Raw genomic sequence first — 22,510 nt, forward strand, 5'->3', positions numbered from 1 at the left:
AACGGCCTATGAAATAACTGAGCCGCTACCGATTTTTCCAAAAAGCGGGATCTAACAATTTAGAGAAATCGGCTGCTGCAATCGATGCTTATTTAAGTTCGTCAAGTAAAGCCTGTGCGGCTTGTTGTTGTTGTTTTGAGCCTTTGGACAAGACATCCTCGGCTATCAATTTTGCCGCCTCGGTGTCGCCCATATCGATATAGGCTTTCGCCAAATCGATTTTGGTTTCGAATTCGTCCATATCGGTCAAATCGGAAACCCCCAACTCAAACTCGTCGGTGTCTGTAGTGCTGATGATTGGCGTGTCAAAGTCGAAGTTGAAATCGAACTCGCCGCTCGGTTGCACAGATGTTTCCAAAACCTGATCTGAAGATTGGGCTGATTTCGGGGTGATATTGTCGAAATCGGAAAAGTCGAATGTTTCCAGTTTCAACTGCGATTCTAAATTCAGTTCAGGTTCGATGCTTAGGCTATCGTCAGTTTGCGCTTTAGAGGTGATGCTTTCGAAGTCGAAATCGAAACTGTCTGCGTCCGCTAACGCTTCTTTGCTGCCGTCCGTAAGGTCTGAAGCAGTCTTTTTTATGTCATCGAAATCACTAAAGTCGAATGATTCTATATCTGTTGATATCTCGGCTTTTGCGGCATCCTCGTTAGATTTATCCGCAGTTGCTTCTGGAGTTGCATTGTCGACATCGAAGTTAAAATCGAAACTTTCCAAAGCGTCCATCGAGTTAGGAGATTTTGTTTCCATCTCCTCTTTGTTGTCAGTCGTTTCGGATTCAGTATCCGCAGCAATTTCGGCAAAACTGGCAAAATCCAAAGATTCAAGCGCCAAGGCAGCCGAATCCGCTTCAGTTTTTTCCGAGTCAGAATCTAGCGCAAAGTCGAAGTCGAACGATTCTATGTCATCGTTGCTGGAAACTGCACTACTTTCCGTGGTTTCGATAGTCTTCGCCGCGGATTTAGAAACCGGTGGCTGATCGAAATCAATACTTTCGATATTTGCATCGGCTTGCTCGTTTTCAAGCGGTGACCTGGCGCTGCCGCCGAAACTTCCCAAATCAAAATCCAGTCCGTTGTCTTCGAGTGCCAAATCTTTATCGATATTCAGATCCGACAAATCGTCGTCGAGCTGCGCAAAGCCTTTATCCAAATCGATAATTTCCGTATCGGCCGCGGTGGAACTCGCTGCGCTAACAGTAGTATCGCCTTTGCTGATGGGCGCTGTGGTAGCGGCAAAACTGCCGCCAAACAAGGCTAAATCTGGGACGATTTCTTTAGCCATGTCGGTGACTTTTTTCCAGAATGGCTTATCGGCTTGTTTGCCGGCGTCGGCCAGTTCTTGCGCATAACCGGCAAAGCCGTCTTTGTTTTCACTGGCGTAATAGATTTCCAGTAATTTCAGTTTGCATTCGTCGCGGTTAGGCTGTTCGCTTATTGCATGGCGAATCAGTTCTTCCGCTTGTTGATAGCGGCCATACGCCAAGTACACGTCGGCTTCCGAGATCGGATCAACTTCATTTTGATCGGTGTCGAAGGCATCGAAATCGCTAGGAGTAAAGTCGCTGATAAACGAACTTTCACCTACAGTACCGACGTCGTATTCATCGGTACTGCTGATGTCCATAATCGGCACGGAAAGGCTGCTCTCAGAATCGGGCAGCCGAATTTGACTGGCCGATGCGAACATGCTTTCAGTGTTGGTGCGTTCGTCGATTTTACGTTTGCGCCATAACAACCAGCCCAGCAAGCCCAAAATACCAGTACCTAAGGTGCCGGCAACCCAGTAATAAGCATCCGAGCCAAATAAACCTTCGTCTTCTGCAACAACCGGTGGAGGTGGCGGTGGGGTAACTTTGGGTGCGGGTGGAACAATAGGCTTGGGCGCCGGTGGTGTCACCACTGCAGGTTCGGAAACCGATGGTTGCGGAGTCGGAGTCGGCGTTACTGCCGGAGCTGGGGCCTCGGGACTGGCAACGGGTGGCTGAGGTGCCGGTTGCGTGGTCTGAGGGCTCGGCTCGGCTGTTGCTGGTTTATTGTTTTGTAAAGTGGCTAGTTGCTGATCTTTTAAGGCCAGCAATTGCTGCATCATGCCTAGTTGTTGCTCGAGCTTTTCGATGCGAGCTTGTAACTCCAGGTCTTTCCCGTCGCTGGCTTGATCGGCAGCACTATTTAAAGCAGGATTAGCTGACGCAGCCGAATTTTGTTCGGTTTTTGTTGAACCCGTGCCGGCGGCCTTCGCTTCGGTAGGTGCTACCAATTCGAGCGCTTTCTTGGTGGTTTCTGCTTGTGCGGTTTCCGGCTTGACCTGCTTATTGGCGGCTTTTCGCTCATTTTGCGCTTGTCTTTGTGCCGGATTCATAATTGCGTCCGGCTCAGGAATCTTTAAGGTGGCGCCTTCTTTCAGCGAATTGATATTGCCGTTGTTAAATGCGTCCGGATTGGCTCTGTACAAAGCGGTCAACATTTTCTGGGTCGGAATGTTCTTTTCCTGGCCCACTTGGGTGGCGATACTCCATAAAGTATCCGATTTTTGGATAGGGCCGAATTCGCCGCTAGTGGGTGTTTCTGGCGTAATGTTGTCGGCAGGGGCGGCTCGCACTGCTCGCTTTGGTGCGGTTCTAGTTCTCTTGACCGGTCGCTCTAGTGGCTCAATGGGTTCGGCGCTGTAACCGCTGGTTTCCACGACAGGCGTGACCGGTTGGTTATAAGCTGCCGGTGGGTCGATGAGCAATGTGAACTCGCGCATCATGCTGCCTTGCGGCCAAGTGACTTCCAAGAGGAAATCCAGAAACGGCTCTGTCAACGCTTCCCTTGAGGAGACTTTTACGATGATGGAGCCGTTTGCTTGCACAACCGGCTCCAACTTGATCTTGGACAGAAAATAATTCCAAACTACGCCGGCTTGGTCAAATTTTTCCGGCGGGGCCAATTTTACCGATACATCGGCCGGGTTTTCGCCCGGCGCGACGCTGAGTCTGATTTCGGCATTGAGTTTTTGGTTTAGGGCAGAATGTAATTCAATTTCGCCGATACCTAAGGGTTGGGCACTGACTGGTGCCAGTAACGATACAACCGCTAAGGCTTTAGTTAAATTGCTCACATTGCTTTCCTTCACTTGTAATACCTCGGTACTTACTGACCCACTATAAAACACAGAGCTAAGCGTAGACTAGATGTAGCTTTTTACCAGCACTTCGGCTATTTGCACACTGTTAAGCGCAGCACCTTTTCTGACGTTATCACTCACTACCCATAGATCTATACCAGTCGGATGGGAAATATCTTCGCGGATTCTGCCGACAAATACATCGTCGTTGCCGGATGATTCCGTCACCGCCGTTGGATAACCGCCGTTCTCACGTTCGTCCAACAACGTTACCCCGGGGGCAGACGCCAACAGCTCGCGAACCTGCTCAGCGGAAATCTTGGTTTTAGTCTCAATATGCACGGCTTCCGAATGTCCAAAAAACACAGGCACCCGCACCGCTGTGGGGTTGACCAGAATATCGGCATCACCGAGGATTTTTCGAGTTTCCCAGACCATTTTCATCTCTTCCTTGGTGTAGCCGTTATCCATGAATACATCGATTTGCGGCAACACGTTGAAAGCAATTTGCTTTGGATACACGCTGGGCTCGACCGGCTTGGCATTTAACAAATTCGCAGTTTGCGTGGCCAATTCTTCAATCGCTTCCTTGCCGGTGCCGGACACTGCTTGATAGGTGGCAACGTTGATGCGGCTGATACCTGCCGCATCGTAGATCGGCTTCAGGGCCACCAACATCTGGATGGTCGAGCAATTGGGGTTGGCGATAATGCCGCGATTTTTGTAATCGGCGACTTTTTCCGGATTGACTTCCGGCACCACCAGCGGAATGTCGTCGTCGTAGCGAAATTGCGAGGTGTTGTCGATCACCACACAGCCAGCCGCGGCGGCTTTGGGCGCATACTCCGCAGACACTGACGCGCCGGGAGAAAATAAGCCGATCTGCACTTTCGAGAAATCGAAGGTCGCCAAATCTTCCACCACCAGCGACCCGTCTTTAAACGGGATACGTTTGCCGGCCGAGCGCTCGCTGGCTAATGCATAGACTTTGCCCACCGGAAAATTGCGTTCTTCCAAAATGGAAATCATGGTTTCGCCGACCGCGCCAGTGGCGCCGACGACTGCTACATCATAAGTTTTAGACATATTGCTTATCCTTTTAAGGCGTTAAGAACAGCATCGCCCATGCCGGAAGTGCTGACTTTGGTCATGCCTTCCGAATAAATATCAGCGGTTCTGACTTTGCTATCCAATGCGCTGTTCACCGCGCGTTCGATACGCTCGGCGGCTTCCGGCTGGTTAAAGGTGTAACGCAGCATCATCGCCACCGACAAAATCGTCGCCAAGGGATTGGCGATACCCTGGCCGGCGATGTCCGGCGCGGAACCGTGAATCGGTTCATACATGCCCTTGGCATTGGCATCCAGGGAAGCCGACGGCAGCATGCCGATGGAGCCGGTCAGCATAGCGGCGATGTCGGACAGAATGTCGCCGAACATATTACTGGTGACGATCACATCAAATTGTTTCGGTGCCCGTACCAGTTGCATCGCGGCGTTATCCACATACATGTGGCTCAACTGCACGTCCGGATAGTCCTTACCCACTTCGGTCATCACGCTGCGCCATAGTTCGGTCACTTCCAGTACATTGGCTTTATCGACCGAGCACAGTTTTTTGTGACGTTTTTGCGCAATCTTGAATGCGGAATGGGCGATGCGGCGGATTTCTGATTCGCTGTAAATCTTGGTATTGATGCCGATTTTCTCGCCGTTTTCGGCCACATGCACACCGCGCGGCTGGCCGAAATAAATGCCGCCGGTCAATTCGCGGACGATCATGAGGTCCAGGCCCGACACCACTTCCGGTTTCAAGGTCGATGCGTCGACCAATTGCGGATACAAAATCGCCGGACGCAGGTTAGAGAACAGATTTAGCTCGGAGCGAATGCCCAATAAGCCGCGTTCCGGACGCACGGCATGGGCCAGCGGCTCCCACTTAGGGCCGCCGACCGCACCCAGCAGCACCGCATCAGCGTTTTTGCACAGATTCAGCGTGGTTTGCGGCAGGGGTGTACCGAAAGCGTCGTAAGCCGCACCACCAATCAAGGCGTTTTCGAATACCAACCCCAGATTCATGTCGGTGTTTAGAAAGCTTAGTACCTTGATCGCTTCGGCGACAATTTCCGGTCCGATGCCGTCGCCGGCCAGGACTGCTATTTTTTTGGGCATTTTTTTACCTTTCAGTGGCGCTTATGCGTCTTTGAACAACCACGGCGCGCGTTTGGCGCGCTCGGCTTCGTAACTCTTGATTTTGTCGGCATGTTGCAGGGTAAGTGCGATGTCGTCCAGGCCGTTCAGCAAGCGGTAGCGGCGGTTTTCATCGACAGTAAAGGCAATGTTTTGTCCGCTTGGTGTGGTAATGGATTGGCTTTGCAGATCGACCGTCAATTGGTAACCGTCGACAACCTCCTTGAACAACAGGTCTACGGTTTCCGCCGGCAACACAATCGGCAGAATGCCGTTTTTAAAACAGTTGTTGAAGAAAATGTCGGCAAAGCTCGGCGCGATGATCACGCGGAAGCCATAGTCTTCCAGTGCCCACGGTGCGTGTTCGCGCGATGAACCGCAACCGAAGTTTTCCCGGGTCAGCAGAATCTGCGCCCCTTTGTATTGCGGCTGGTTCAAAACAAAATCCTTGTTCAACGGACGGTTGGTGCAATCCATTTCCGGTTCGCCATGATCCAAATAACGCCATTCGTCGAACAAATATGGACCGAAGCCGGCGCGACGGATCGATTTCAAAAACTGTTTGGGGATGATCGCGTCGGTGTCGATATTGGCGCGGTCCATCGGCACCACCAGGGCGGTTAAAGTGGTAAAAGCCTGCATGATTTAAGCCTCCTCGGCGACGTTGACAAAGTGGCCGGCAATCGCAGCCGCGGCAGCCATGGCGGGACTAACCAAGTGAGTACGGCCGCCGTAGCCCTGACGGCCTTCAAAGTTACGATTCGAGGTCGAAGCGCAATGTTCGCCGGCATCCAGACGGTCGGCGTTCATCGCCAGGCACATCGAGCAACCCGGTTCGCGCCACTCAAAGTCGGCGGCGGTGAAGATTTTGTCCAGGCCTTCCGCTTCGGCTTGTTGTTTGATCAAACCCGAGCCTGGCACCACCAGCACTTGTTTGACCGACGCAGCTTTTTTGCGGCCTTTGATCGCCGCAGCCGCGGCGCGCAAATCTTCGATGCGCGAGTTGGTGCAGGAACCGATAAACACCTTATCCAGCTTGATGTCGGTGATTTTTTGGCCGGCTGTTAAACCCATATATTGCAGGGCGCGTTCGATGCTTTGCTTCTTGACCGGATCGGCTTCCTGAACAGGATCGGGGATGGATGCATCGACCGGTAATACCATTTCCGGCGACGTGCCCCAGCTGACTTGCGGTTTGATCGCGGCCGCGTCGAATTCGATGACTTTGTCGAATTTGGCGTCCGCGTCGGAATGCAGTTTTTCCCAGTAACGGACCGCCATATTCCAGTCCTCGCCTTTGGGTGAATAGGGCCGGCCTTGATAAAACTCGATGGTTTTCTCGTCGCAACCAATCAAACCGGCACGGGCACCGGCTTCGATAGCCATATTGCAGACCGTCATGCGGCCTTCCATGCTCAGCGCGCGAATCGCGTCACCACCGAATTCGATGGTGTAACCGGTGCCTCCGGCAGTACCGATCTGGCCGATGATCGCCAACACGATGTCCTTGGCGGTGACGCCCGGACCGGTTTTGCCGTTGACTTTAATCAGCATGTTTTTAGCTTTTTTCTGAACCAGCGTTTGCGTGGCCAGGGCGTGTTCCACTTCCGAGGTGCCGATACCGAACGCTAGAGCCGCGGAGGCGCCGTGAGTAGAGGTATGCGAGTCGCCGCAGACCACGGTCATGCCGGGCAGCGTGGCGCCTTGTTCCGGGCCGACCACGTGCACGATGCCTTGGCGAATGTCGGCCATGTCGAACTCGGTGATGCCGAACTCGGCGCAGTTGTTTTCCAGGGTTTGTACTTGCAGGCGGGAAACCGGGTCGGCGATGCCTTGCGCGCGGCCGGAGGTCGGCACGTTATGGTCGGCGACGGCCAGATTGCGGGCGACCCGCCAGGGTTGGCGGCCGGACATGCGCATGCCGTCGAAAGCTTGCGGTGAAGTCACTTCGTGCAGCAACTGCCGGTCGATATAGATCAGACACGAGCCGTCGTCTTCGGTATGGACGACGTGGTCGTCCCAGAGTTTGTCGTATAAGGTTTTACCTGCCATTTGGATTTCTCTTTTTAGGTGGTGTACGCATTTATGCCCTTTGGGGTATCGCGTACCGAAAGCTAAAAGGTACGTGTTGCGTACCCTACGAAGTTTTTATGCCAACACCGCTAACACTTTGTCGGTGATTTCGCTCACCGAACCGACACCAGCAATCGACGCGAATTTGACGTTTTGACCGGGCGCGGAATAAAAGCCGACCAGCGGTTTGGTTTGCTCGTGATACACGCTTAAGCGCTTGCGAACGGTTTCTTCTTTATCGTCGTCGCGTTGGATCAAAGGCTCGTTTGTAACATCGTCCAAGCCTTCCTGTTTCGGTGGATTGAACACCACGTGATAGGTACGGCCCGAGGCCATATGCACGCGCCTGCCGCTCATGCGTTTGATGATCTCTTCGTCATCGACGGCAATTTCCACGACGTAATCCAGTTCTACGCCCATTTTTGCCAGACCTTCCGCTTGCGCAATCGTGCGCGGAAATCCATCAAGCAAAAAGCCATTTTTGCAATCGTCCTGAGTGATGCGGTCTTTAATCAAACCCAAGATGATGTCATCGGAAACCAGGCCGCCGGCATCCATGATTTTTTTGGCTTCAATACCCAGCGGGGTGCCTTCGCGGACGGCGGCGCGCAGCATGTCGCCGGTGGAAATTTGCGGAATCGCGAACTTCTCCGTGATGAACTGGGCTTGGGTGCCTTTGCCCGAGCCGGGGCTGCCTAACAGGATAATGCGCATATCAATCACTCCAGTGTATGAATCAGGTTGGTTGCCTTATATAAAGAGAGCCGGCTCAAGCGCATCAGTTCGTGAGCCTGGCGGAAAAATCCTGCATTTTATCGCACTTGTCCTGTAAATGCCGTCAAATCTTGTTGAACTGGCGGCGCGAGGAGTTGCGAACTTAACTGGCGGTGCTTGCTTGGCTGTGAGTGCTGAGCAGGGCGAACTCGGCCAGGCTAATCGACTCAGCACGTAAATTGGCGTCGATGCCAAGCTCGATAATCTGCTGCTCGGAGATGAAGTTTTTCAGCGAATTGCGGATGGTTTTTCGGCGCTGCGAAAAAGCCTGGGTCACCAATTGGCTAAAGCTTTTTAGGTCTGGAATGTCGACCGGCGGTTGGCTGTGCGGGGTCAGGCGGACGATGGCCGACATCACTTGCGGAATCGGATCGAAACTTTCCGGTGGCACGTCGAACAGCAATTCGGTTTCACAGTAATACTGCATCATCACGCTCAATCGGCCGTATGTCTTGCTGCCGGGCTCGGCGCAAATGCGGTCCACCACTTCTTTTTGCAGCATGAACAGCATATCTTCCACGCAATCGGTGGATTCCAGCAGATGAAACATCAGCGGTGTGGAGATGTTGTAGGGCAGGTTGCCGATGATGCGCAGTTTCTCGCCGGTTTTTGCCAGTGCGGCAAAATCGAAATTCAAGGCATCCGCACTATGCACGGTCAAATTGCTGTGGTCGGCAAACTGTGTTTGCAGGCGGCTCACTAAATCCCGGTCCAACTCGACCACATCGAGTTTAGCCCCGGACTCCAGCAAAGGCTGGGTCAGCGCGCCCAGACCGGGACCGATTTCCACCCAATGTTGGCCAGCCTGCGGATGGGCACTGGCTAGAATGTTGTAAATGATGCTGTGATCGTGCAGAAAATTCTGGCCGAAGCGTTTGCGGGCGGTGTGGGTCATTTTTAATTTTATAAGTGGGGAATCATATCCAGCGCAGTCTGCAACGCAAATCGCAAACTGCCGAGATTGGCTTTGCCGGCGCCGGCCAGTTCCAAGGCTGTGCCGTGGTCGACCGAAGTGCGGACGATAGGTAAACCCAGCGTGATATTCACAGCTTGGCCGAAGCCTTTGTACTTCAGGACTGGTAGGCCTTGGTCGTGATACATCGCCAGCACCGCGTCGGCGGTTTCCAGGTATTTGGGTGTAAACAGGGTGTCGGCGGGTAGCGGGCCGTATAGGTGAATGCCTTCGCAACGCAGGCGCTCCAACGTCGGCTCGATAATCTCGATTTCTTCCCGGCCGAGATGGCCGCTTTCGCCCGCGTGCGGGTTAAGGCCGCAGACCAAGATTTTCGGGTCGGTAATGTTGAAGCGTTGGCGCAGGTCGCGGTCCAGCAACCGGATAACGGTCGCCAATGCATCCGAGGTGATGGCGGCGCTTACTTCTGACAGCGGCAGATGCGTGGTCGCCAAAGCGACGCGCAGGCCGGGTGTCGCCAGCATCATGACTGGGGTGCCGCTGGTCAGTTCGGCGATAAATTCGGTGTGGCCGCTGAAGGGAATGTTTGCGTCGTTGATCACGCCTTTGTGGACCGGGCCGGTCACCATTGCGGCAAATGCACCGCTCATGCAGCCCAAGGTGGCTTGGCGGATGGTTTCCAGAACGTATCGGCTATTGATGGGATTGAGTCTTCCGCAAACGGCTGGTTCGCTTAGGCTGATGGGCAGTACGGTTAAGGTCCCTGCTGACTGTTTTGTGGCAGCGTGATCAATGTCGAAAAGTTGAATTGTTAGAGGCAAATCCAGTTGTTCGGCCCGTTGCTGCAATAATTCCGGATCGGCAATAGCAATCAGTTGGCAAGCTTGTTCCTGCTGCGCCAATTGTATGCATAAGTCCGGGCCGACGCCGGCCGGTTCGCCGGGCGTCAAGGCGATGCGAGGTATAGACATATTAACTCCCAAATCGAACCGGTGAATGACGCAGCGTAAACCGAGCCAAGACTTGTATATTGTCTATCTGTGCATTGGCCGGACGGTTAAACAGGGTTGTGTTCCTGGCAAATTTGCTCGCTATCGGCTGTGCTGAGCTTTTCCTGGGTTAGCTGGCAGAAAAAGCCGCCGTCTTTTTCGCTGAAATTGCGGCAGGTTTTGCAAACGCCGAATGATTGCGACTGATTTGCTTTTTGCAGCGCGGTAAGGGCTTGCTGAAACACATTAGCGTCTGAAGGCGGTGAATCGCTGCTTTGCAGGATGGCCGTGGCGCCGTGGAATAAATCAGACGGTCGCGCTTGTTTGAGTATGGCTGCGCCGTCCGCCAGCAACTGCAAATGCACCACGCGCTTGTCGTTGGCATCCGGCGTTTTACCGATATAGCCCTTTTTCTCGAGAATAATTAGCGATTGCGAAACGGTGCCGCGAGTCATGCCCAGATAATTGGCGACAGCTGCTGGGGTGTTGCTATATTTATTGCAGCGCGAGAGGTAATTGAGCACTTGGAAGTGTACCGGCTGCAAACCCAGTTCCGTACACTTTTTCCGTTCCTCGGAGCGGATCAAGGTGGTCATGCACTCAATAAGTTCGTAAATATCAGTTTGTTGCATAAATTGCATTCTCATCGTGACCCACAAAGTTGACAAGGCGATGGTTTAAGGGGTAAATTGATAGCGAATCGAAACTTTACTTTATAACATCGGCCTGGAGTCAACAAGTTGTTATTTTACCATGCTAAATCGGGTGGCTGTTCGTCCTGGTCTTTTATGGTTTAATGCACCAAGTTGGCTCTTTTTTTAACTTGCGGGTGGCAGGAATTTTAAATGAAAAATACTATAAAAATGCTGAATAAATCCCTACTGGCGAGTTCTATCGCCATGCTGTTGTCATCCGGAGTGGCGATGGCAAAATCCGACGACTTTCATAAACTCTACCAAGACAATTGTGCCAGCTGCCACGGTTCCGATCATGGCGGTTATCTGGCGCCGGCGCTGAACTCGGCGACCTTGAAAGGCCGCAGTCCCACCGCTTTGCGCACCATCGTCATGGCCGGCAGCTTCGACACCTTGATGCCTCCGTTCTACGGCAAACTGAGCGACGACGAAATTCGCGGCGTGATCAAACATCTGCAAGAAACGCCAAAACAACCCAATCCGGCTTGGACGATAGACGACATGAAAAAGTCGTTGAAAGTCTATGTTAAAGACGAAAGTACATTACCTGCCAAGCCAACTTTCCAAATCGACGATAAATTTGAAAACTTGATTGGCGTCGCGGCGCGCGGCAAATATGGCCGTGGCGAAGGCTCCAAAGCCATCTTTATTAACAGCTCCACCCATCAAAAAGTCGGCGAAGTACCGACCGGTACCGCCGCGCATATCATCGATTTCAACCCGGCCAATCCGCGCTGGGCTTATGTAAAAACCGATACCGCCGAGATTTTTAAAGTCGATTTATATTCCATGCAAGCGGTACGCAGCATCAAAACCGGCTGGAACGGCCCGGGCATGGGGGTATCGCGCGACGGTAAATATATTATGGCCGGTTCTTTCGTACCGCATAACGCCGTGATTCTGAATGCCGATACCCTGGAACCATTAAAAACCTTCGAACTGGAAGGCACCGATCCGGATGGTAAACACGTTTCGTCCGACTCAGGCATGATCATCGGTACTCCATACGCGGACATTTTTGCGATTGCATTGGAAAATGCCGGCCAGGTTTGGGTCATCGATTTAAACAAAGAAGGTTTCCCTGTCACCCGGATCGAGAATGTCGGCCGGCATTTGCATGATGCCTTCCTGACCCACGGCGGCAAAAAATTGATGATTGCGTCTTACGACGACAGTATCGTCGCGGCCATTGATTTGGAAAAACGTGAGGTCATCAAAAAACTGGAAGCCGGCTGCGTACCGCACGTGGGCGGCGGTTCTGCGGTTAAAGTGGATGGCCGTACTTTGGGCTTCGGCACCAACTTTGGCGACTGCGACAAAACCGTGGTCAGCGTTTGGGATCTGGACAAAATGGAAGTCGTCAAGCAAGTACCGGTTTCCGGCGGCACCGAATCGCCGGCCGCACATGCCAACGCCCCTTATGTCGCGGTTGACATCATCAGCAAGGACAGGCGCGCCCGCACCGTACAGTTGATCGACAAGAAAACCCTGGAAGTTGCCAGAACCCTGGATGTCGGCGGTCACGCTTACTTCCCGGAATATAGCGCCGATGGTAAATTCCTGTATATCAGTGCCGGTTACAACGGTGACGAAGTGGTGGTTTACGATTCCAATACTTTGCAAAAAGTCGCCAGCGTACCGATGGAAAGCCCAGCGGGTATCTTCTCTCGCGGCCGGGTTAAATACATGACCCGCGGCTTGTCGCCCGACGAAATGGAGCAATCAAAATGAAGATGACTCATTTTACAGTGTCGCTGCTGGCGGGGCTCCTTGCCGCCGGTAGCGCGCAGGCTACCAGTTTGTATGTCGGTCAAGCCAAGGCCGGTGCGGTGTGCGCGCAATGTCACGGTATTCGAATGCCCAGCGCCGACGCGCCGTTTCCACCGTTGGGCGGCCGCGATCCCGAGTATTTGAAAACCGCGATCAAACAATATCGCGACAAAACTCGGAAATCCGACATTATGAATGCGATCGCCGGTTCGCTGACCGATGCCGAAATCAACGACATCGCCGCGTATTACGGCAGCGTTAAGCCCTAGTCAATGCGTTATTGCTGGGTGTTGATCGGCTTGCTATCCACCTGCGCCGTTGCGGAACAACCCAATCCGCAACGGCAGCAGGAGCTGTTGAATATGCTCAAGCATGATTGCGGCTCCTGCCATGGCCTGCCGCCGAAAGGCGGCTTGGGGCCGTCGTTGATGCCGGAAGCGCTGGCTGGCAAAAGCGACGCTCTGTTGGCGGATGCGATTCAAAACGGTCGAGCAGGCACGGCTATGCCGCCGTGGACGAGTTTTTTGACTGTCGATGAAACTGCTTGGCTGATTCAACAACTAAGAACGCGCTGAAGGCTGTTTTCGCAGTAGCTAGGCCTAATCGCCTAATGGGCAGATTTACTTCTTGAATGATCGACGCTAAATAACACGCGCCCTATGAAACTTTCTTATTCCCGAAGTCTCCTGATTTTCCTGTTGTCGTCTGCGCTACCCGGTCATGCGGAGCTCAGAGCCACCGGCGATCTCGGCGTAGTGATTGAACGCGAAACCGGCAGCATCCAGATCGTCAATACCACGAAGCCCGCCTCGTTGAGCCATATCCAAGGCTTGGGCGATTTGTCTCACGCTTCGATAGTGTTCTCCCGCGATCAGCGCTACGCCTATATATTCGGCCGCGATGGCGGTTTGACCAAGATCGATTTGCTGCAAGACAAAATTGATAAACGCATCATCCAGGCAGGCAACAGCATCGGCGGAGCGATTTCTCAGGACGGCAAAGTGATTGCTGTTTCCAATTACACACCCGGCGGCGTTAAGCTGTTCGACGCGGTGACGCTGGAACAACTAGCCGAAATCCCCGCTATTTACGGCGAAGACAATAAATTATCCAAAGTGGTCGGTTTGGTTGACGCGCCTGGCCAACGCTTCGTTTGCAGTCTATTCGAAGGTAACGAAATCTGGCTGATTGATGCTAAAAATCCGCATCAGCCCGTCGTGAAAAAATTTAAAGACATCGGCAAACAGCCTTACGACGCCTTATTGACGCCGGATGGCCATTACTACGGCGCTGGATTGTTTGGTGAAAAAGGTTTGGCTTTGCTGGATTTGTGGCAGCCGGAAAAAGGCGTCGAGCATATTCTGGAAGATTACGGCAAAGACGATGAACAAATGCCGGTCTATAAGATGCCGCACCTGGAAGGTTGGACCGTGGCCGGCGACTGGTTGTTGGTGCCGGCGGTGGGATTGCATGAGGTGTTGGTGATCGATACGCGCGAATGGGAGTTGGTCAAGCGTATTCCGGTGGCTGGACAGCCGGTGTTCGTCACCTCGCGGCCGGACGGGCGGCAAGTTTGGGTAAATTTCGCCTTCCCGGACAATCAAACCGTGCAAGTCATCGATTTGAAAGATTTTAACATCGTCAAAACCCTACAACCCGGTAAGGCAGTGCTGCATATGGAATTCAGTCCGCGCGGCGAATCGGTATGGCTGGCGGTGCGCGACGAGGACCGGGTGATGGTTTATGACACTGAGACCTTTGCCGAAACCGCCCGCCTGCCGGCGCAAAAACCCAGCGGCATTTTTTTCACTGATCGCGCCAATCGCATAGGTTGGTAACATGCTGGCACCCTTACACAAACACTTACTCAACGACTATCAGCAAGATTTTCCGTTGAGCCCGACACCCTACCGCGACATTGCCGAACAGCTTGGCGTCAGCGAGGATGAGGTGTTAAATGCGTTTCAAACTTTATCCGAACAGCAGATGATCAGCCGCATCGGTCCGGTTATCGCGCCCAACAGCATTGGTAATAGCGCGCTGGTGGCGATGGCGGTGCCGGAATTTGATTTGCCAAGGGTCGCTGAATTGGTCAGCGCTTATCCGGAAGTCAATCATAACTACGAACGCGAAAACCGCTTCAATCTGTGGTTTGTATTGATTGCGGATAGTGAGGCTCACCTTAAAGGGGTGATCGCGGATATCGAAACTCAAACCGGCTATCCGGCGATGCTGCTGCCGATGTTGGCCGACTATTTCATCAACCTGGGATTTGAGCTAAATCTGCATGATTGACGCCATTGACTATCAATTGATTGCCGCCGTGCAAGCCGGATTGCCGATTGCAGCGAGGCCGTATGCGGCGATAGCAGGGCAGTTGGCGATTACCGAACAAGAGGTGATTGAGCGTTTGGCGCGCTTAAAGACCCAAGGTTTGATCAAGCGGTGGGGCGTGGTGGTCAAGCATCGCCAACTCGGCTACCGGGCTAATGCGATGATTGTGATGGATGTGCCAGACGACCGGGTGGCTCGGGTGGGCGCTTTGATCAGTCAGCAAGCTTGCGTCAATCTGTGTTATCAACGCCCGCGCCAAGGCGAAATCTGGCCGTATAACCTGTATTGCATGATTCATGGCAAGACCCGGGACGTGGTGTTGGAACAATGGGCCGAACTGCGGCATGCCTGTAATCTATGCGAATATCCATTCGAAGTATTGTTTAGCCGGCGTTGTTTTAAACAGCGTGGCGCTCTGTATGCTCACCCCAATGGCAATGGGGCCGTTCCCTCTATTGCCGGAGAGAGCAGGACTGAGGAGATTAAAAACAAGCAGTCTTTTGGTATGCACTTCGCCTAAACATGGACGCCATAGACAAAGCCATTATCAACCGCCTGCAACAAGGCTTCCCGATTTGCGCAGCACCCTATCAACGAGTTGCTGAGGAATTGGGGCTTGTGGAAGCAGAGTTACTCTCAAGATTGCAAAACATGCTGGCCGAAGGCGTCTTGTCACGCTTTGGGCCTATGTATCATGCCGAACAAATGGGCGGCGCCTTGACCTTGGCGGCCCTGAAAGTACCGGAGGCGCGCTTCGATGAAGTAACCGAAATCGTCAATAGCTTCCCGGAAGTGGCGCATAACTATGCCCGCAATCATTTATTGAATATGTGGTTTGTGCTGGCTACCGAACAACCCGAGCAAGTGGCGATGGTGATCGCGGAAATCGAGCGGCGAACCGGTCTGCCAGTCTTCAACATGCCAAAGATCAGCGAATACTATGTTGGTTTGCAATTGGAAGCCTGATGCCCATCGATGAGATAGACCGGAAAATTATCCAAGCCACCCAGGCCGGTTTGCCCTTGGTCAGCGAGCCCTACCAAGCCGTTTCCGAGCAATTGGGCTTGTCCGCCCAAACCGTGATGTTACACCTGGCCGAAATGCAACAGACTGGGGTGGTTCGCCGCATTGCTGCAGTGCCCAATCACTACAAACTGGGTTATCGTTTTAACGGTATGACAGTGTGGGATGTCGAAGATGGGTACGTCGACGAACTGGGGCAAAAAGTGGCCATGCTACCGTTTGTCAGTCATTGCTATCAGCGCCCCCGGCATTTGCCTGAGTGGCCCTATAACCTGTTTGCCATGGTGCACGGTAAGACCGAACAGGATGCCGGCGAGCAAGTGGCTATCATTGCCGAACTATTGGGTGCGCAAGCACGCAACCACGAGGTGTTGTACAGCACTAAAATTCTAAAAAAAACCGGTTTAAGAATCGGAGGATAAAGCATGTTCAGACTGAGCCAATACATGCGAGAACTGCTGCATCCAACCCCGCTGACGGCGCCGCGCAAACCCGCCGGGCCGGTGGTGATTTGGAATTTGATCCGCCGTTGCAATTTAACCTGCAAGCATTGCTACACCACCTCCGCCGACATCAATTTCCCCGGCGAATTGAGCACGCCGGAAATTTACACGGTGATGGACGACCTGAAGGCGTTTAAAGTCCCTGTGCTGATTCTGTCCGGCGGTGAGCCGCTGCTGCATCCGGATATTTTTGCGATTTCGCAACGTGCCCGCGACATGGGCTTTTATGTGGCTTTGTCGAGTAACGGCACTTTGATCAATCCATCTAACATCAAGCAAATTGCCGCCATTGACTACCAATATATCGGCGTTAGCCTGGATGGTATTGGTCAGACCCATGACACGTTCCGCCAGAAGCAAGGCTCGTTCGAGGCATCGCTGGCCGGTATCCGTTTATGCCGTGAATACGAGATTAAAGCCGGCGTCAGGTTTACGCTAACTCAAGACAACGCCCACGATTTCGAAGGTCTGTTGCAATTGATGGACGACGAAGACATAGATAAATTCTACCTGTCGCATTTGAATTACGGCGGCCGTGGCAATAAGAACCGCAAGGACGACGCCGAATTTCAATTGACCCGTAAGGTGATGGACGCCATGTTTGAAAAATCCCTGAGCTGGGAGCAACAAGGCCTGCATCGGGAAGTGGTAACCGGTAACAACGACGCTGACGCCGTATACTTTCTACATTGGGTCAAACGCCGTTTTCCGGAGCAAGCGGAGCATATTCAGGCGAAATTGCAGCAATGGGGCGGCAATGCCTCCGGCGTCAACGTCGCCAATATTGACAATCTCGGTAATGTCCATCCAGATACGTTTTGGTGGCATTACGGCTTGGGCAATGTGCGTAAACGACCTTTCTCCGAAATCTGGATGGACGTCAATGATCCGTTGATGGCCGGATTGAAAGCGTCGCCGCGGCCGCTGAAGGGACGCTGTGGTGAATGCCATTATCAAAGCATCTGCAACGGTAATACGCGGGTTCGCGCGCAGCAAATGACGGGCGATTTTTGGGCCGAGGATCCGGGCTGTTACCTGTTGGACGAAGAAATTTTTGCTTAGATGGGCTTGAGTTTGGTTAGGTTTGACCTTGGTGCATCAATGCGCATGGGATGCTCCACAGCAACTTAGCCGAAGCTTGATCCGAAAAATCGGTATCCAATCGAGTCAGAGAGGCTTTTTTGATAACAATGTTGTCGGGAGTCGTGCCCAGAAGCCGGGAAATGGTAGTCGAAAAGTCCGGTTCGTGCCCGACTAGCCATGCGTCGCTTATGCCACGCTGGGCGAGTTTGCTAAGTTCGGTGAGTATAGTGGGTGTAGCTGTTTCGATTGCCAACCAACTAACGGTTTGCGGGGCTGGGCTGCCAGGCAGGCTTTGGTTGAGGATCCTTGCGGTCTGTTGGGCGCGTAACAGCGGGCTGCAATAAATTGATTCCGGAATTAAGCCGTTGGCCAAACAAAATGCAGCGATGCGTTTTACCTGCTTTTCGCCTTTATCGATTAAGGCTCTGTCCGAGTCGGGCAGCGATAAGCCACCAACTTCTGCGGTAGCGTGTCTGAGGAAGGTGATAAGCATGGTTGGTCTCCTTGTCGGACAGTTTTAACTGGAATCTTCAGCTATCGACACGTTTGGGCTTTCGGCGAAGCAACGCAGTGTGTTTAAGTTTCAGCTAAATTTAGCGCAAATAGTTGCCTGGTTGTTACGCCTTTAGGGCTTTAACCGCTAGCCAGGGAAATATAGTGGATAATTCTTGACTGAATTACTGGGTATAGTCATAATCGCTCAATCTTTCAATTGCTTATAGAGTTTTATATGTCCGATCCTATTGTTTTTACCGACAGTGCAGCGCAAAAAGTAGCGGGTTTAATTCAGGAAGAGGGTAACGATAATCTTAAGCTCAGAGTTTATATCAGCGGTGGCGGCTGTTCCGGATTTCAGTATGGTTTTACCTTTGACGAAGAGGTGAATGACGACGATACGCAAATCCTCAAAGACGGTGTGACAGTGCTGATCGATTCGATGAGTATTCAGTATCTTAGCGGTGCCGAAATCGATTACAAGGAGGACTTGTCTGGTGCGCAATTCGTGATTCGCAATCCAAATGCGACCACTACCTGCGGTTGCGGCTCGTCTTTCTCAGCTTAAGCCGTTTTTACCCGGATAAATCCCACCTAATACCACGGGCGTAGCTGCGCCCGTGACGCTGCATAGATTTCCCGGCAGATTGTTCAGGGTTTGCCGTGCCAGCCAGGCAAAAGCAATCGCTTCGACATGGTCCGGGTCGATTCCCCGTTCCGCTGTCGACGTTACAGACATATCCAAATTTTTCCGTAACAGCTTCATCAATTGGCCGTTATGTGCTCCGCCGCCGCAAATCAAGGTTTGCAAGGTATTTGGCGCATATTGGCGAATGGCATCGGCGATAGTATCGGCGCTGAATTGACAGAGTGTGGCTTGAATATCTTCGGGCTCAAGGTCTGGAAATAAGCTGAGCTTTTGCTGTAACCATGCAGGCGAAAAATATTCCTTGCCAGTGCTTTTCGGTGGCGCTAGCCGGAAGTAATCGTCGTCACTTAAAGCTGCGAGTAAGGCAAGGTGGGCTTTGCCCTTTGCTGCCCAATCGCCGTTACGGTCATAAGGCTGGTTGCAATGTTTTTGACACCACCAGTCCATTAAGCCATTGCCGGGGCCGGTATCGAAGCCGATGACCGGTTTATCGTTTAACACCGTGATGTTGGCGATGCCGCCAATATTGACGATGACTCTGGCTTGTGCTGCGTCGCCAAAAACCGCTTGATGAAAGGCTGGAACCAGCGGCGCGCCTTGGCCGCCGACGGCAATGTCGCGGCGGCGAAAATCGGCGACGGTGGTGATGCCGGTGATTTCGGCGATGCGATTCGGATCGCCGATTTGCAGAGAAAAGCCATTGGCAGTCTCCGGGGCGTGATAAACGGTTTGACCGTGACTACCGACAGCTTTGATTGCGCTCGCTAGGATCTGAGCGTTACTTAATAAAGTCAGCACGGTTTCGCCGAATAAACGACCGATCTGGCTATCCAGCGAGCCGTAATCTGTTAATAAAACAGGTTGATTCGCTTGACTAAGCTTGTGAATTTTTTGCCGGAGTTCGGGGGGGAATGGTTGGTAATGGAATGCGACAAGTTGTATTTTGCCGTTGCTAAAATCCACAAGACCAGCATCGATACCATCGACGCTGGTCCCTGACATTAAGCCTATATAAAGCTCGGACACTGTATTAGTTTTGAGCAACCAGTGCGTCGCCTTTGGCTTGTTTCAGTTGCGCCAAAAATGGCTGGGTTTGTGCTTTGAATTTGGCCAATAAGGCTTTGTCCATAGGCATGGAGTGAGGTATTTTGGCGGTAACCGGGTTGACATGCATGCCACCGATACGGAATTCATAATGCAAATGCGGGCCGGTAGCTAAGCCGGTTTTGCCGACATAACCGATCACGTCGCCTTGTTTGATGGCGCTACCGAGTTTTTGACCGGATTTGAAACCGGACAGGTGGGCGTACAAAGTTGAGTATTTTTGGCCGTGTTCGATTTCCACTACATTGCCGTAGCCGTTTTTCACGCCGCGGAAGACGATTTTGCCGTCGCCGGTGGTTTTAACTGGTGTGCCGATGGCTGCGGAATAATCGACGCCTTTGTGAGCGCGGATGGTGTTCAGGATGGGATGCTTGCGGTGCAAATCAAAGTGCGAGCTGATTTTGGCAAAATCCATCGGCGTTTGCAGAAAGGCTTTGCGCAGGCCGTTGCCGTCCGGGGTGTAATAACCGGTGTTGCCTTGGTTGTCTTCGAAGCGCACGGCGGTATAGGTTTTGCCCTGGTTGACGAATTCAACTGACAGGATATCGCCGGTGTCGAATTCTTTGCCGTCTACAAACAGCTTTTCATAGACGACGGTAAATTGGTCGCCATCTCTTAAATTCAGCGCAAAATCAATGTCCCAGGCAAAGATGTCCGCCAGTTTCAGGATTAATTTTTCCGGCAGGCCTGCTTCCTTGCCGTCTTCGAACAGTGAGGAATCGATAGAGCCTTTGGCGCTGGCAATTTGGTAATCAACTTTTTTACTGAGTAGTTCCACGTCGAAATTGTCGTCATGCCGCGTGGCTATCAATGTTTCGAACGGATTTTTGCTGTAAGTCAACTGTTCCAGTTCGCCTGAAGCGTTCAACGTAGCGACGACGTCTTGACCTGGTTCGACGTCGGCGAATTGTTTGCCCGTAGGGTTGGCGTGGATGATTTTATGCAAATCTTCCCGGCTTAAATTGAGTGCGGAAAAAATGCTGGAGAGGTTCTCGCCGGATTTAACGGTGTGTTCAAGTTCCTCGGTGATGTTGAGGTGTTGCGCTTCGGGAGGTTCTACGTATTTGGTGTATTGGTTGATCTTGGACGAGATCAGTCTGTCTTGCTCCAAGGTTTTTGCGTCTTCAAAACCTTTATGCGGTATCAATCCGTAACTTGCGCTGGCGGCAACAACGGTGCAGGTGCCTAAAAGCACCGACTTGAGTATTCTGTTCTTCACAGTAATCACACTTCATTGTTTGTCGAGCGTTTCATTGTAGGGAATTTTGGTGCATAAGGCCAACAAAAGGCCATTTTTTATCCTTCCCTACAATTCCATCACTTATAATGCGCGGCCAAAACTTAAGGCTAATTGGAGAATAAATTGTTGCAAGAAACCTTGGCTCAGTTGCGTTACGGCGCTGAAGAAATTTTGCTGGAATCTGATTTGGTCAAAAAATTGGAGGAAAATCGGCCGCTAACAATCAAGGCCGGATTTGACCCGACCGCGCCTGATTTGCATCTGGGGCACACGGTGCTGATTAATAAGCTGAAGCAATTTCAGGATGCCGGGCATAACGTGCAATTTTTGATCGGCGATTTTACCGCGATGATAGGTGATCCGACTGGCAAAAACGTCACTCGTAAGCCGTTGAGTCGTGAAGAAGTGGCGGAAAACGCGAAAACCTATCAGGCGCAGGTGTTCAAAATTCTTGATCCCGATAAAACTGAGGTTAAGTTCAATTCGGCATGGATGGGGGCGATGACCAGTGCTGAGCTAATCCAGTTGGCGGCAAGAAATACCGTGGCGAGAATGCTGGAGCGTGATGATTTCAGTAAGCGATATAAGGGTGGTCAACCGATTGCAATTCACGAATTCTTGTACCCCTTAATACAAGGCTATGACTCGGTGGTCATGAAAGCGGATGTTGAGCTGGGTGGTACGGATCAGAAATTTAACTTGTTGATGGGTAGGCAATTGCAGGAAGGTTATGGGCAAAAACCTCAGGTCGTGTTGACTATGCCGATTTTGGAAGGGCTTGATGGCGTGCAGAAAATGTCCAAGTCACTTAATAACTACATAGGCATTGCGGACGCGCCTGACGAGATGTTCGGCAAGATCATGTCGATTTCTGACGAGCTCATGTGGCGTTATTTTAAATTGTTGAGCTTTAAGCCAATGACTGAAATAGAAAGTTGGCGGGCTGCGTGCGAGAGTGGCGAGAACCCAAGAAATTACAAAGTTGCGCTTGCGCAGGAGATTGTTGGTAGATTTCATGGGTTGCAGGCTGCAAAAACGGCTCTGGAAAGTTTTGAGGCTCGGTTTCAGCGTGGAGCTTTACCGGATGTTATCGAAGAGGTTCAAATAAAGGTCGATGAGCAGGGAATGCCGATTGCTAATGTATTGAAAAATGCTGGTTTAGTGGAAAGTACTTCTGAAGCGCTACGTTTGATCAAACAAGGTGCAGTAAAGATTGATGGTGAAAAACTGGAGGATCCCAAAGCTTTAATTTCGGCGCCTGCGAGGCATGTTTATCAAGTAGGGAAAAGAAAGTTTGCGCGAATAGAAATAATTTCTTGACGTGGGGATGTTGGGTGATTAGAATGAGCGGCTCTTCACTGCTCTGGCTTTTAAGTTTTAGCGGTGAAGCGGTCGACTTAGTTCGGCGGGTTTGAAGTTGTTGATTGACGGGTTTGTTTTTTTAGTTTCTGTTTTTGAAGCCACTTAAAAATAAATTTGACAAACACTGAAAACGCTGTAGAATGTGTCGGCTCAACAGGGCGAAATGCTCTGGCTCTTTAACAAACGAAATCGAAATAATTTGTGT

23 protein-coding genes are annotated in these 22,510 nt (G+C 51.9%); 11 read left to right on the plus strand and 12 right to left on the minus strand.

The features are described 5' to 3' along the window. Positions 1 to 88: 88 nt before the first annotated feature. The 9 genes from ACR02O_RS06935 to ACR02O_RS06975 form a co-directional block, all read right to left on the minus strand. Complete coding sequence (locus tag ACR02O_RS06935; protein ID WP_494523066.1) at positions 89 to 3,103, minus strand: FimV/HubP family polar landmark protein; 3,015 nt, start codon at positions 3,101 to 3,103, stop codon at positions 89 to 91. 69 nt (positions 3,104 to 3,172) lie between these two features. After that, entirely contained in the window at positions 3,173 to 4,195 is a 1,023-nt protein-coding gene (locus tag ACR02O_RS06940) for an aspartate-semialdehyde dehydrogenase (protein WP_033159286.1), read from the minus strand. Positions 4,196 to 4,200: 5 nt separating this feature from the next. After that, positions 4,201 to 5,280 (minus strand): 3-isopropylmalate dehydrogenase, encoded by a 1,080-nt coding sequence (leuB, locus tag ACR02O_RS06945; protein WP_494523067.1) that lies wholly within the window; start codon positions 5,278 to 5,280, stop codon positions 4,201 to 4,203. A 21-nt stretch (positions 5,281 to 5,301) separates the two neighbouring features. Beyond that, complete coding sequence (gene leuD / locus ACR02O_RS06950; RefSeq protein ID WP_445368008.1) at positions 5,302 to 5,940, minus strand: 3-isopropylmalate dehydratase small subunit; 639 nt, start codon at positions 5,938 to 5,940, stop codon at positions 5,302 to 5,304. Positions 5,941 to 5,943: 3 nt separating this feature from the next. Then, a complete protein-coding gene (gene leuC, locus ACR02O_RS06955) occupies positions 5,944 to 7,350 on the minus strand; it encodes a 3-isopropylmalate dehydratase large subunit (RefSeq protein WP_033159289.1) in 1,407 nt (468 codons plus the stop codon). A gap of 96 nt (positions 7,351 to 7,446) precedes the next feature. Next, a complete protein-coding gene (gene adk, locus ACR02O_RS06960; protein WP_319963125.1) occupies positions 7,447 to 8,085 on the minus strand; it encodes an adenylate kinase in 639 nt (212 codons plus the stop codon). 163 nt (positions 8,086 to 8,248) lie between these two features. Beyond that, positions 8,249 to 9,040 carry a 16S rRNA (adenine(1518)-N(6)/adenine(1519)-N(6))-dimethyltransferase RsmA gene (gene rsmA / locus ACR02O_RS06965; RefSeq protein WP_494523068.1) on the minus strand — a complete coding sequence of 264 codons (792 nt, stop codon included), beginning with the start codon at positions 9,038 to 9,040 and terminating at the stop codon, positions 8,249 to 8,251. A gap of 8 nt (positions 9,041 to 9,048) precedes the next feature. Next, complete coding sequence (pdxA, locus tag ACR02O_RS06970; protein ID WP_494523069.1) at positions 9,049 to 10,029, minus strand: 4-hydroxythreonine-4-phosphate dehydrogenase PdxA; 981 nt, start codon at positions 10,027 to 10,029, stop codon at positions 9,049 to 9,051. Between the two features lie 86 nt (positions 10,030 to 10,115). Next, positions 10,116 to 10,688 (minus strand): MarR family winged helix-turn-helix transcriptional regulator, encoded by a 573-nt coding sequence (locus ACR02O_RS06975; RefSeq protein ID WP_253734776.1) that lies wholly within the window; start codon positions 10,686 to 10,688, stop codon positions 10,116 to 10,118. A gap of 204 nt (positions 10,689 to 10,892) precedes the next feature. Between ACR02O_RS06975 and ACR02O_RS06980 the strand changes: the two genes are divergently transcribed. The 9 genes from ACR02O_RS06980 (at position 10,893) to nirJ (ending at position 17,434) form a co-directional block, all read left to right on the plus strand. Then, positions 10,893 to 12,473 (plus strand): cytochrome D1 domain-containing protein, encoded by a 1,581-nt coding sequence (locus tag ACR02O_RS06980; protein ID WP_494523070.1) that lies wholly within the window; start codon positions 10,893 to 10,895, stop codon positions 12,471 to 12,473. After that, positions 12,470 to 12,781, plus strand: coding sequence for a c-type cytochrome (locus ACR02O_RS06985; RefSeq protein WP_415879063.1), 312 nt, complete (start codon positions 12,470 to 12,472; stop codon positions 12,779 to 12,781). The genes ACR02O_RS06980 and ACR02O_RS06985 overlap by 4 nt, the downstream gene beginning before the upstream one ends. Positions 12,782 to 12,784: 3 nt before the next feature. Then, complete coding sequence (locus ACR02O_RS06990; RefSeq protein WP_171697645.1) at positions 12,785 to 13,087, plus strand: c-type cytochrome; 303 nt, start codon at positions 12,785 to 12,787, stop codon at positions 13,085 to 13,087. Positions 13,088 to 13,171: 84 nt separating this feature from the next. Beyond that, a complete protein-coding gene (locus tag ACR02O_RS06995; protein WP_415879062.1) occupies positions 13,172 to 14,350 on the plus strand; it encodes a cytochrome D1 domain-containing protein in 1,179 nt (392 codons plus the stop codon). A gap of 1 nt (position 14,351) precedes the next feature. Then, positions 14,352 to 14,807, plus strand: a complete 456-nt coding sequence (locus tag ACR02O_RS07000) for an Lrp/AsnC family transcriptional regulator (protein ID WP_415879061.1) — start codon at positions 14,352 to 14,354, stop codon at positions 14,805 to 14,807. Beyond that, on the plus strand, positions 14,800 to 15,366 hold the full coding sequence (ahbB, locus tag ACR02O_RS07005) for a siroheme decarboxylase subunit beta (RefSeq protein WP_415879060.1): 567 nt from the start codon (positions 14,800 to 14,802) through the stop codon (positions 15,364 to 15,366). Before ACR02O_RS07000 ends, ahbB (ACR02O_RS07005) begins: the two co-directional genes overlap by 8 nt. A gap of 2 nt (positions 15,367 to 15,368) precedes the next feature. Continuing rightward, on the plus strand, positions 15,369 to 15,812 hold the full coding sequence (locus tag ACR02O_RS07010) for an Lrp/AsnC family transcriptional regulator (RefSeq protein ID WP_033159299.1): 444 nt from the start codon (positions 15,369 to 15,371) through the stop codon (positions 15,810 to 15,812). Further along, complete coding sequence (gene ahbB / locus ACR02O_RS07015; protein ID WP_033159300.1) at positions 15,812 to 16,291, plus strand: siroheme decarboxylase subunit beta; 480 nt, start codon at positions 15,812 to 15,814, stop codon at positions 16,289 to 16,291. The genes ACR02O_RS07010 and ahbB (ACR02O_RS07015) overlap by 1 nt, the downstream gene beginning before the upstream one ends. Before the next feature lie 3 nt (positions 16,292 to 16,294). Continuing rightward, entirely contained in the window at positions 16,295 to 17,434 is a 1,140-nt protein-coding gene (nirJ, locus tag ACR02O_RS07020; protein ID WP_494523071.1) for a heme d1 biosynthesis radical SAM protein NirJ, read from the plus strand. A gap of 16 nt (positions 17,435 to 17,450) precedes the next feature. Here the strand turns inward: nirJ and sixA are convergent, their stop codons facing one another. Further along, positions 17,451 to 17,948, minus strand: coding sequence for a phosphohistidine phosphatase SixA (sixA, locus tag ACR02O_RS07025; RefSeq protein WP_458136729.1), 498 nt, complete (start codon positions 17,946 to 17,948; stop codon positions 17,451 to 17,453). Positions 17,949 to 18,185: 237 nt separating this feature from the next. Between sixA and erpA the strand changes: the two genes are divergently transcribed. Then, positions 18,186 to 18,518, plus strand: coding sequence for an iron-sulfur cluster insertion protein ErpA (gene erpA, locus ACR02O_RS07030; RefSeq protein ID WP_033159303.1), 333 nt, complete (start codon positions 18,186 to 18,188; stop codon positions 18,516 to 18,518). On the opposite strand, the gene ACR02O_RS07035 is transcribed toward erpA, so the two are convergent. After that, entirely contained in the window at positions 18,510 to 19,625 is a 1,116-nt protein-coding gene (locus ACR02O_RS07035) for an anhydro-N-acetylmuramic acid kinase (RefSeq protein WP_458139224.1), read from the minus strand. The two genes, erpA and ACR02O_RS07035, sit on opposite strands and share 9 nt — an antisense overlap. 4 nt (positions 19,626 to 19,629) lie before the next feature. Beyond that, entirely contained in the window at positions 19,630 to 20,922 is a 1,293-nt protein-coding gene (locus ACR02O_RS07040) for a peptidoglycan DD-metalloendopeptidase family protein (protein WP_458136730.1), read from the minus strand. Positions 20,923 to 21,069: 147 nt separating this feature from the next. Between ACR02O_RS07040 and tyrS the strand changes: the two genes are divergently transcribed. Beyond that, on the plus strand, positions 21,070 to 22,263 hold the full coding sequence (gene tyrS, locus ACR02O_RS07045; protein ID WP_458139225.1) for a tyrosine--tRNA ligase: 1,194 nt from the start codon (positions 21,070 to 21,072) through the stop codon (positions 22,261 to 22,263). The last annotated feature ends 247 nt before the right edge of the window (positions 22,264 to 22,510 follow it).

It is taken from the genome of Methylomonas sp. PHL2-19 (assembly GCF_059331595.1).

Bases quoted from the DNA above. Each gene is read 5' to 3' on its own strand.
- ahbB (WP_033159300.1), top strand. From the start codon at position 15,812: ATGCCCATCGATGAGATAGACCGGAAAATTATCCAAGCCACCCAGGCC.
- ACR02O_RS07000 (WP_415879061.1), top strand. From the start codon at position 14,352: ATGCTGGCACCCTTACACAAACACTTACTCAACGACTATCAGCAAGAT.
- erpA (WP_033159303.1), top strand. From the start codon at position 18,186: ATGTCCGATCCTATTGTTTTTACCGACAGTGCAGCGCAAAAAGTAGCG.
- ACR02O_RS06985 (WP_415879063.1), top strand. From the start codon at position 12,470: ATGAAGATGACTCATTTTACAGTGTCGCTGCTGGCGGGGCTCCTTGCC.
- sixA (WP_458136729.1), bottom strand. From the start codon at position 17,948: ATGCTTATCACCTTCCTCAGACACGCTACCGCAGAAGTTGGTGGCTTA.
- nirJ (WP_494523071.1), top strand. From the start codon at position 16,295: ATGTTCAGACTGAGCCAATACATGCGAGAACTGCTGCATCCAACCCCG.
- adk (WP_319963125.1), bottom strand. From the start codon at position 8,085: ATGCGCATTATCCTGTTAGGCAGCCCCGGCTCGGGCAAAGGCACCCAA.
- rsmA (WP_494523068.1), bottom strand. From the start codon at position 9,040: ATGACCCACACCGCCCGCAAACGCTTCGGCCAGAATTTTCTGCACGAT.
- ACR02O_RS07010 (WP_033159299.1), top strand. From the start codon at position 15,369: ATGGACGCCATAGACAAAGCCATTATCAACCGCCTGCAACAAGGCTTC.
- ACR02O_RS06995 (WP_415879062.1), top strand. From the start codon at position 13,172: ATGAAACTTTCTTATTCCCGAAGTCTCCTGATTTTCCTGTTGTCGTCT.
- leuC (WP_033159289.1), bottom strand. From the start codon at position 7,350: ATGGCAGGTAAAACCTTATACGACAAACTCTGGGACGACCACGTCGTC.
- ahbB (WP_415879060.1), top strand. From the start codon at position 14,800: ATGATTGACGCCATTGACTATCAATTGATTGCCGCCGTGCAAGCCGGA.
- ACR02O_RS06990 (WP_171697645.1), top strand. From the start codon at position 12,785: ATGCGTTATTGCTGGGTGTTGATCGGCTTGCTATCCACCTGCGCCGTT.
- ACR02O_RS06980 (WP_494523070.1), top strand. From the start codon at position 10,893: ATGAAAAATACTATAAAAATGCTGAATAAATCCCTACTGGCGAGTTCT.
- ACR02O_RS06940 (WP_033159286.1), bottom strand. From the start codon at position 4,195: ATGTCTAAAACTTATGATGTAGCAGTCGTCGGCGCCACTGGCGCGGTC.
- leuD (WP_445368008.1), bottom strand. From the start codon at position 5,940: ATGCAGGCTTTTACCACTTTAACCGCCCTGGTGGTGCCGATGGACCGC.
- leuB (WP_494523067.1), bottom strand. From the start codon at position 5,280: ATGCCCAAAAAAATAGCAGTCCTGGCCGGCGACGGCATCGGACCGGAA.
- pdxA (WP_494523069.1), bottom strand. From the start codon at position 10,029: ATGTCTATACCTCGCATCGCCTTGACGCCCGGCGAACCGGCCGGCGTC.
- ACR02O_RS06975 (WP_253734776.1), bottom strand. From the start codon at position 10,688: ATGCAATTTATGCAACAAACTGATATTTACGAACTTATTGAGTGCATG.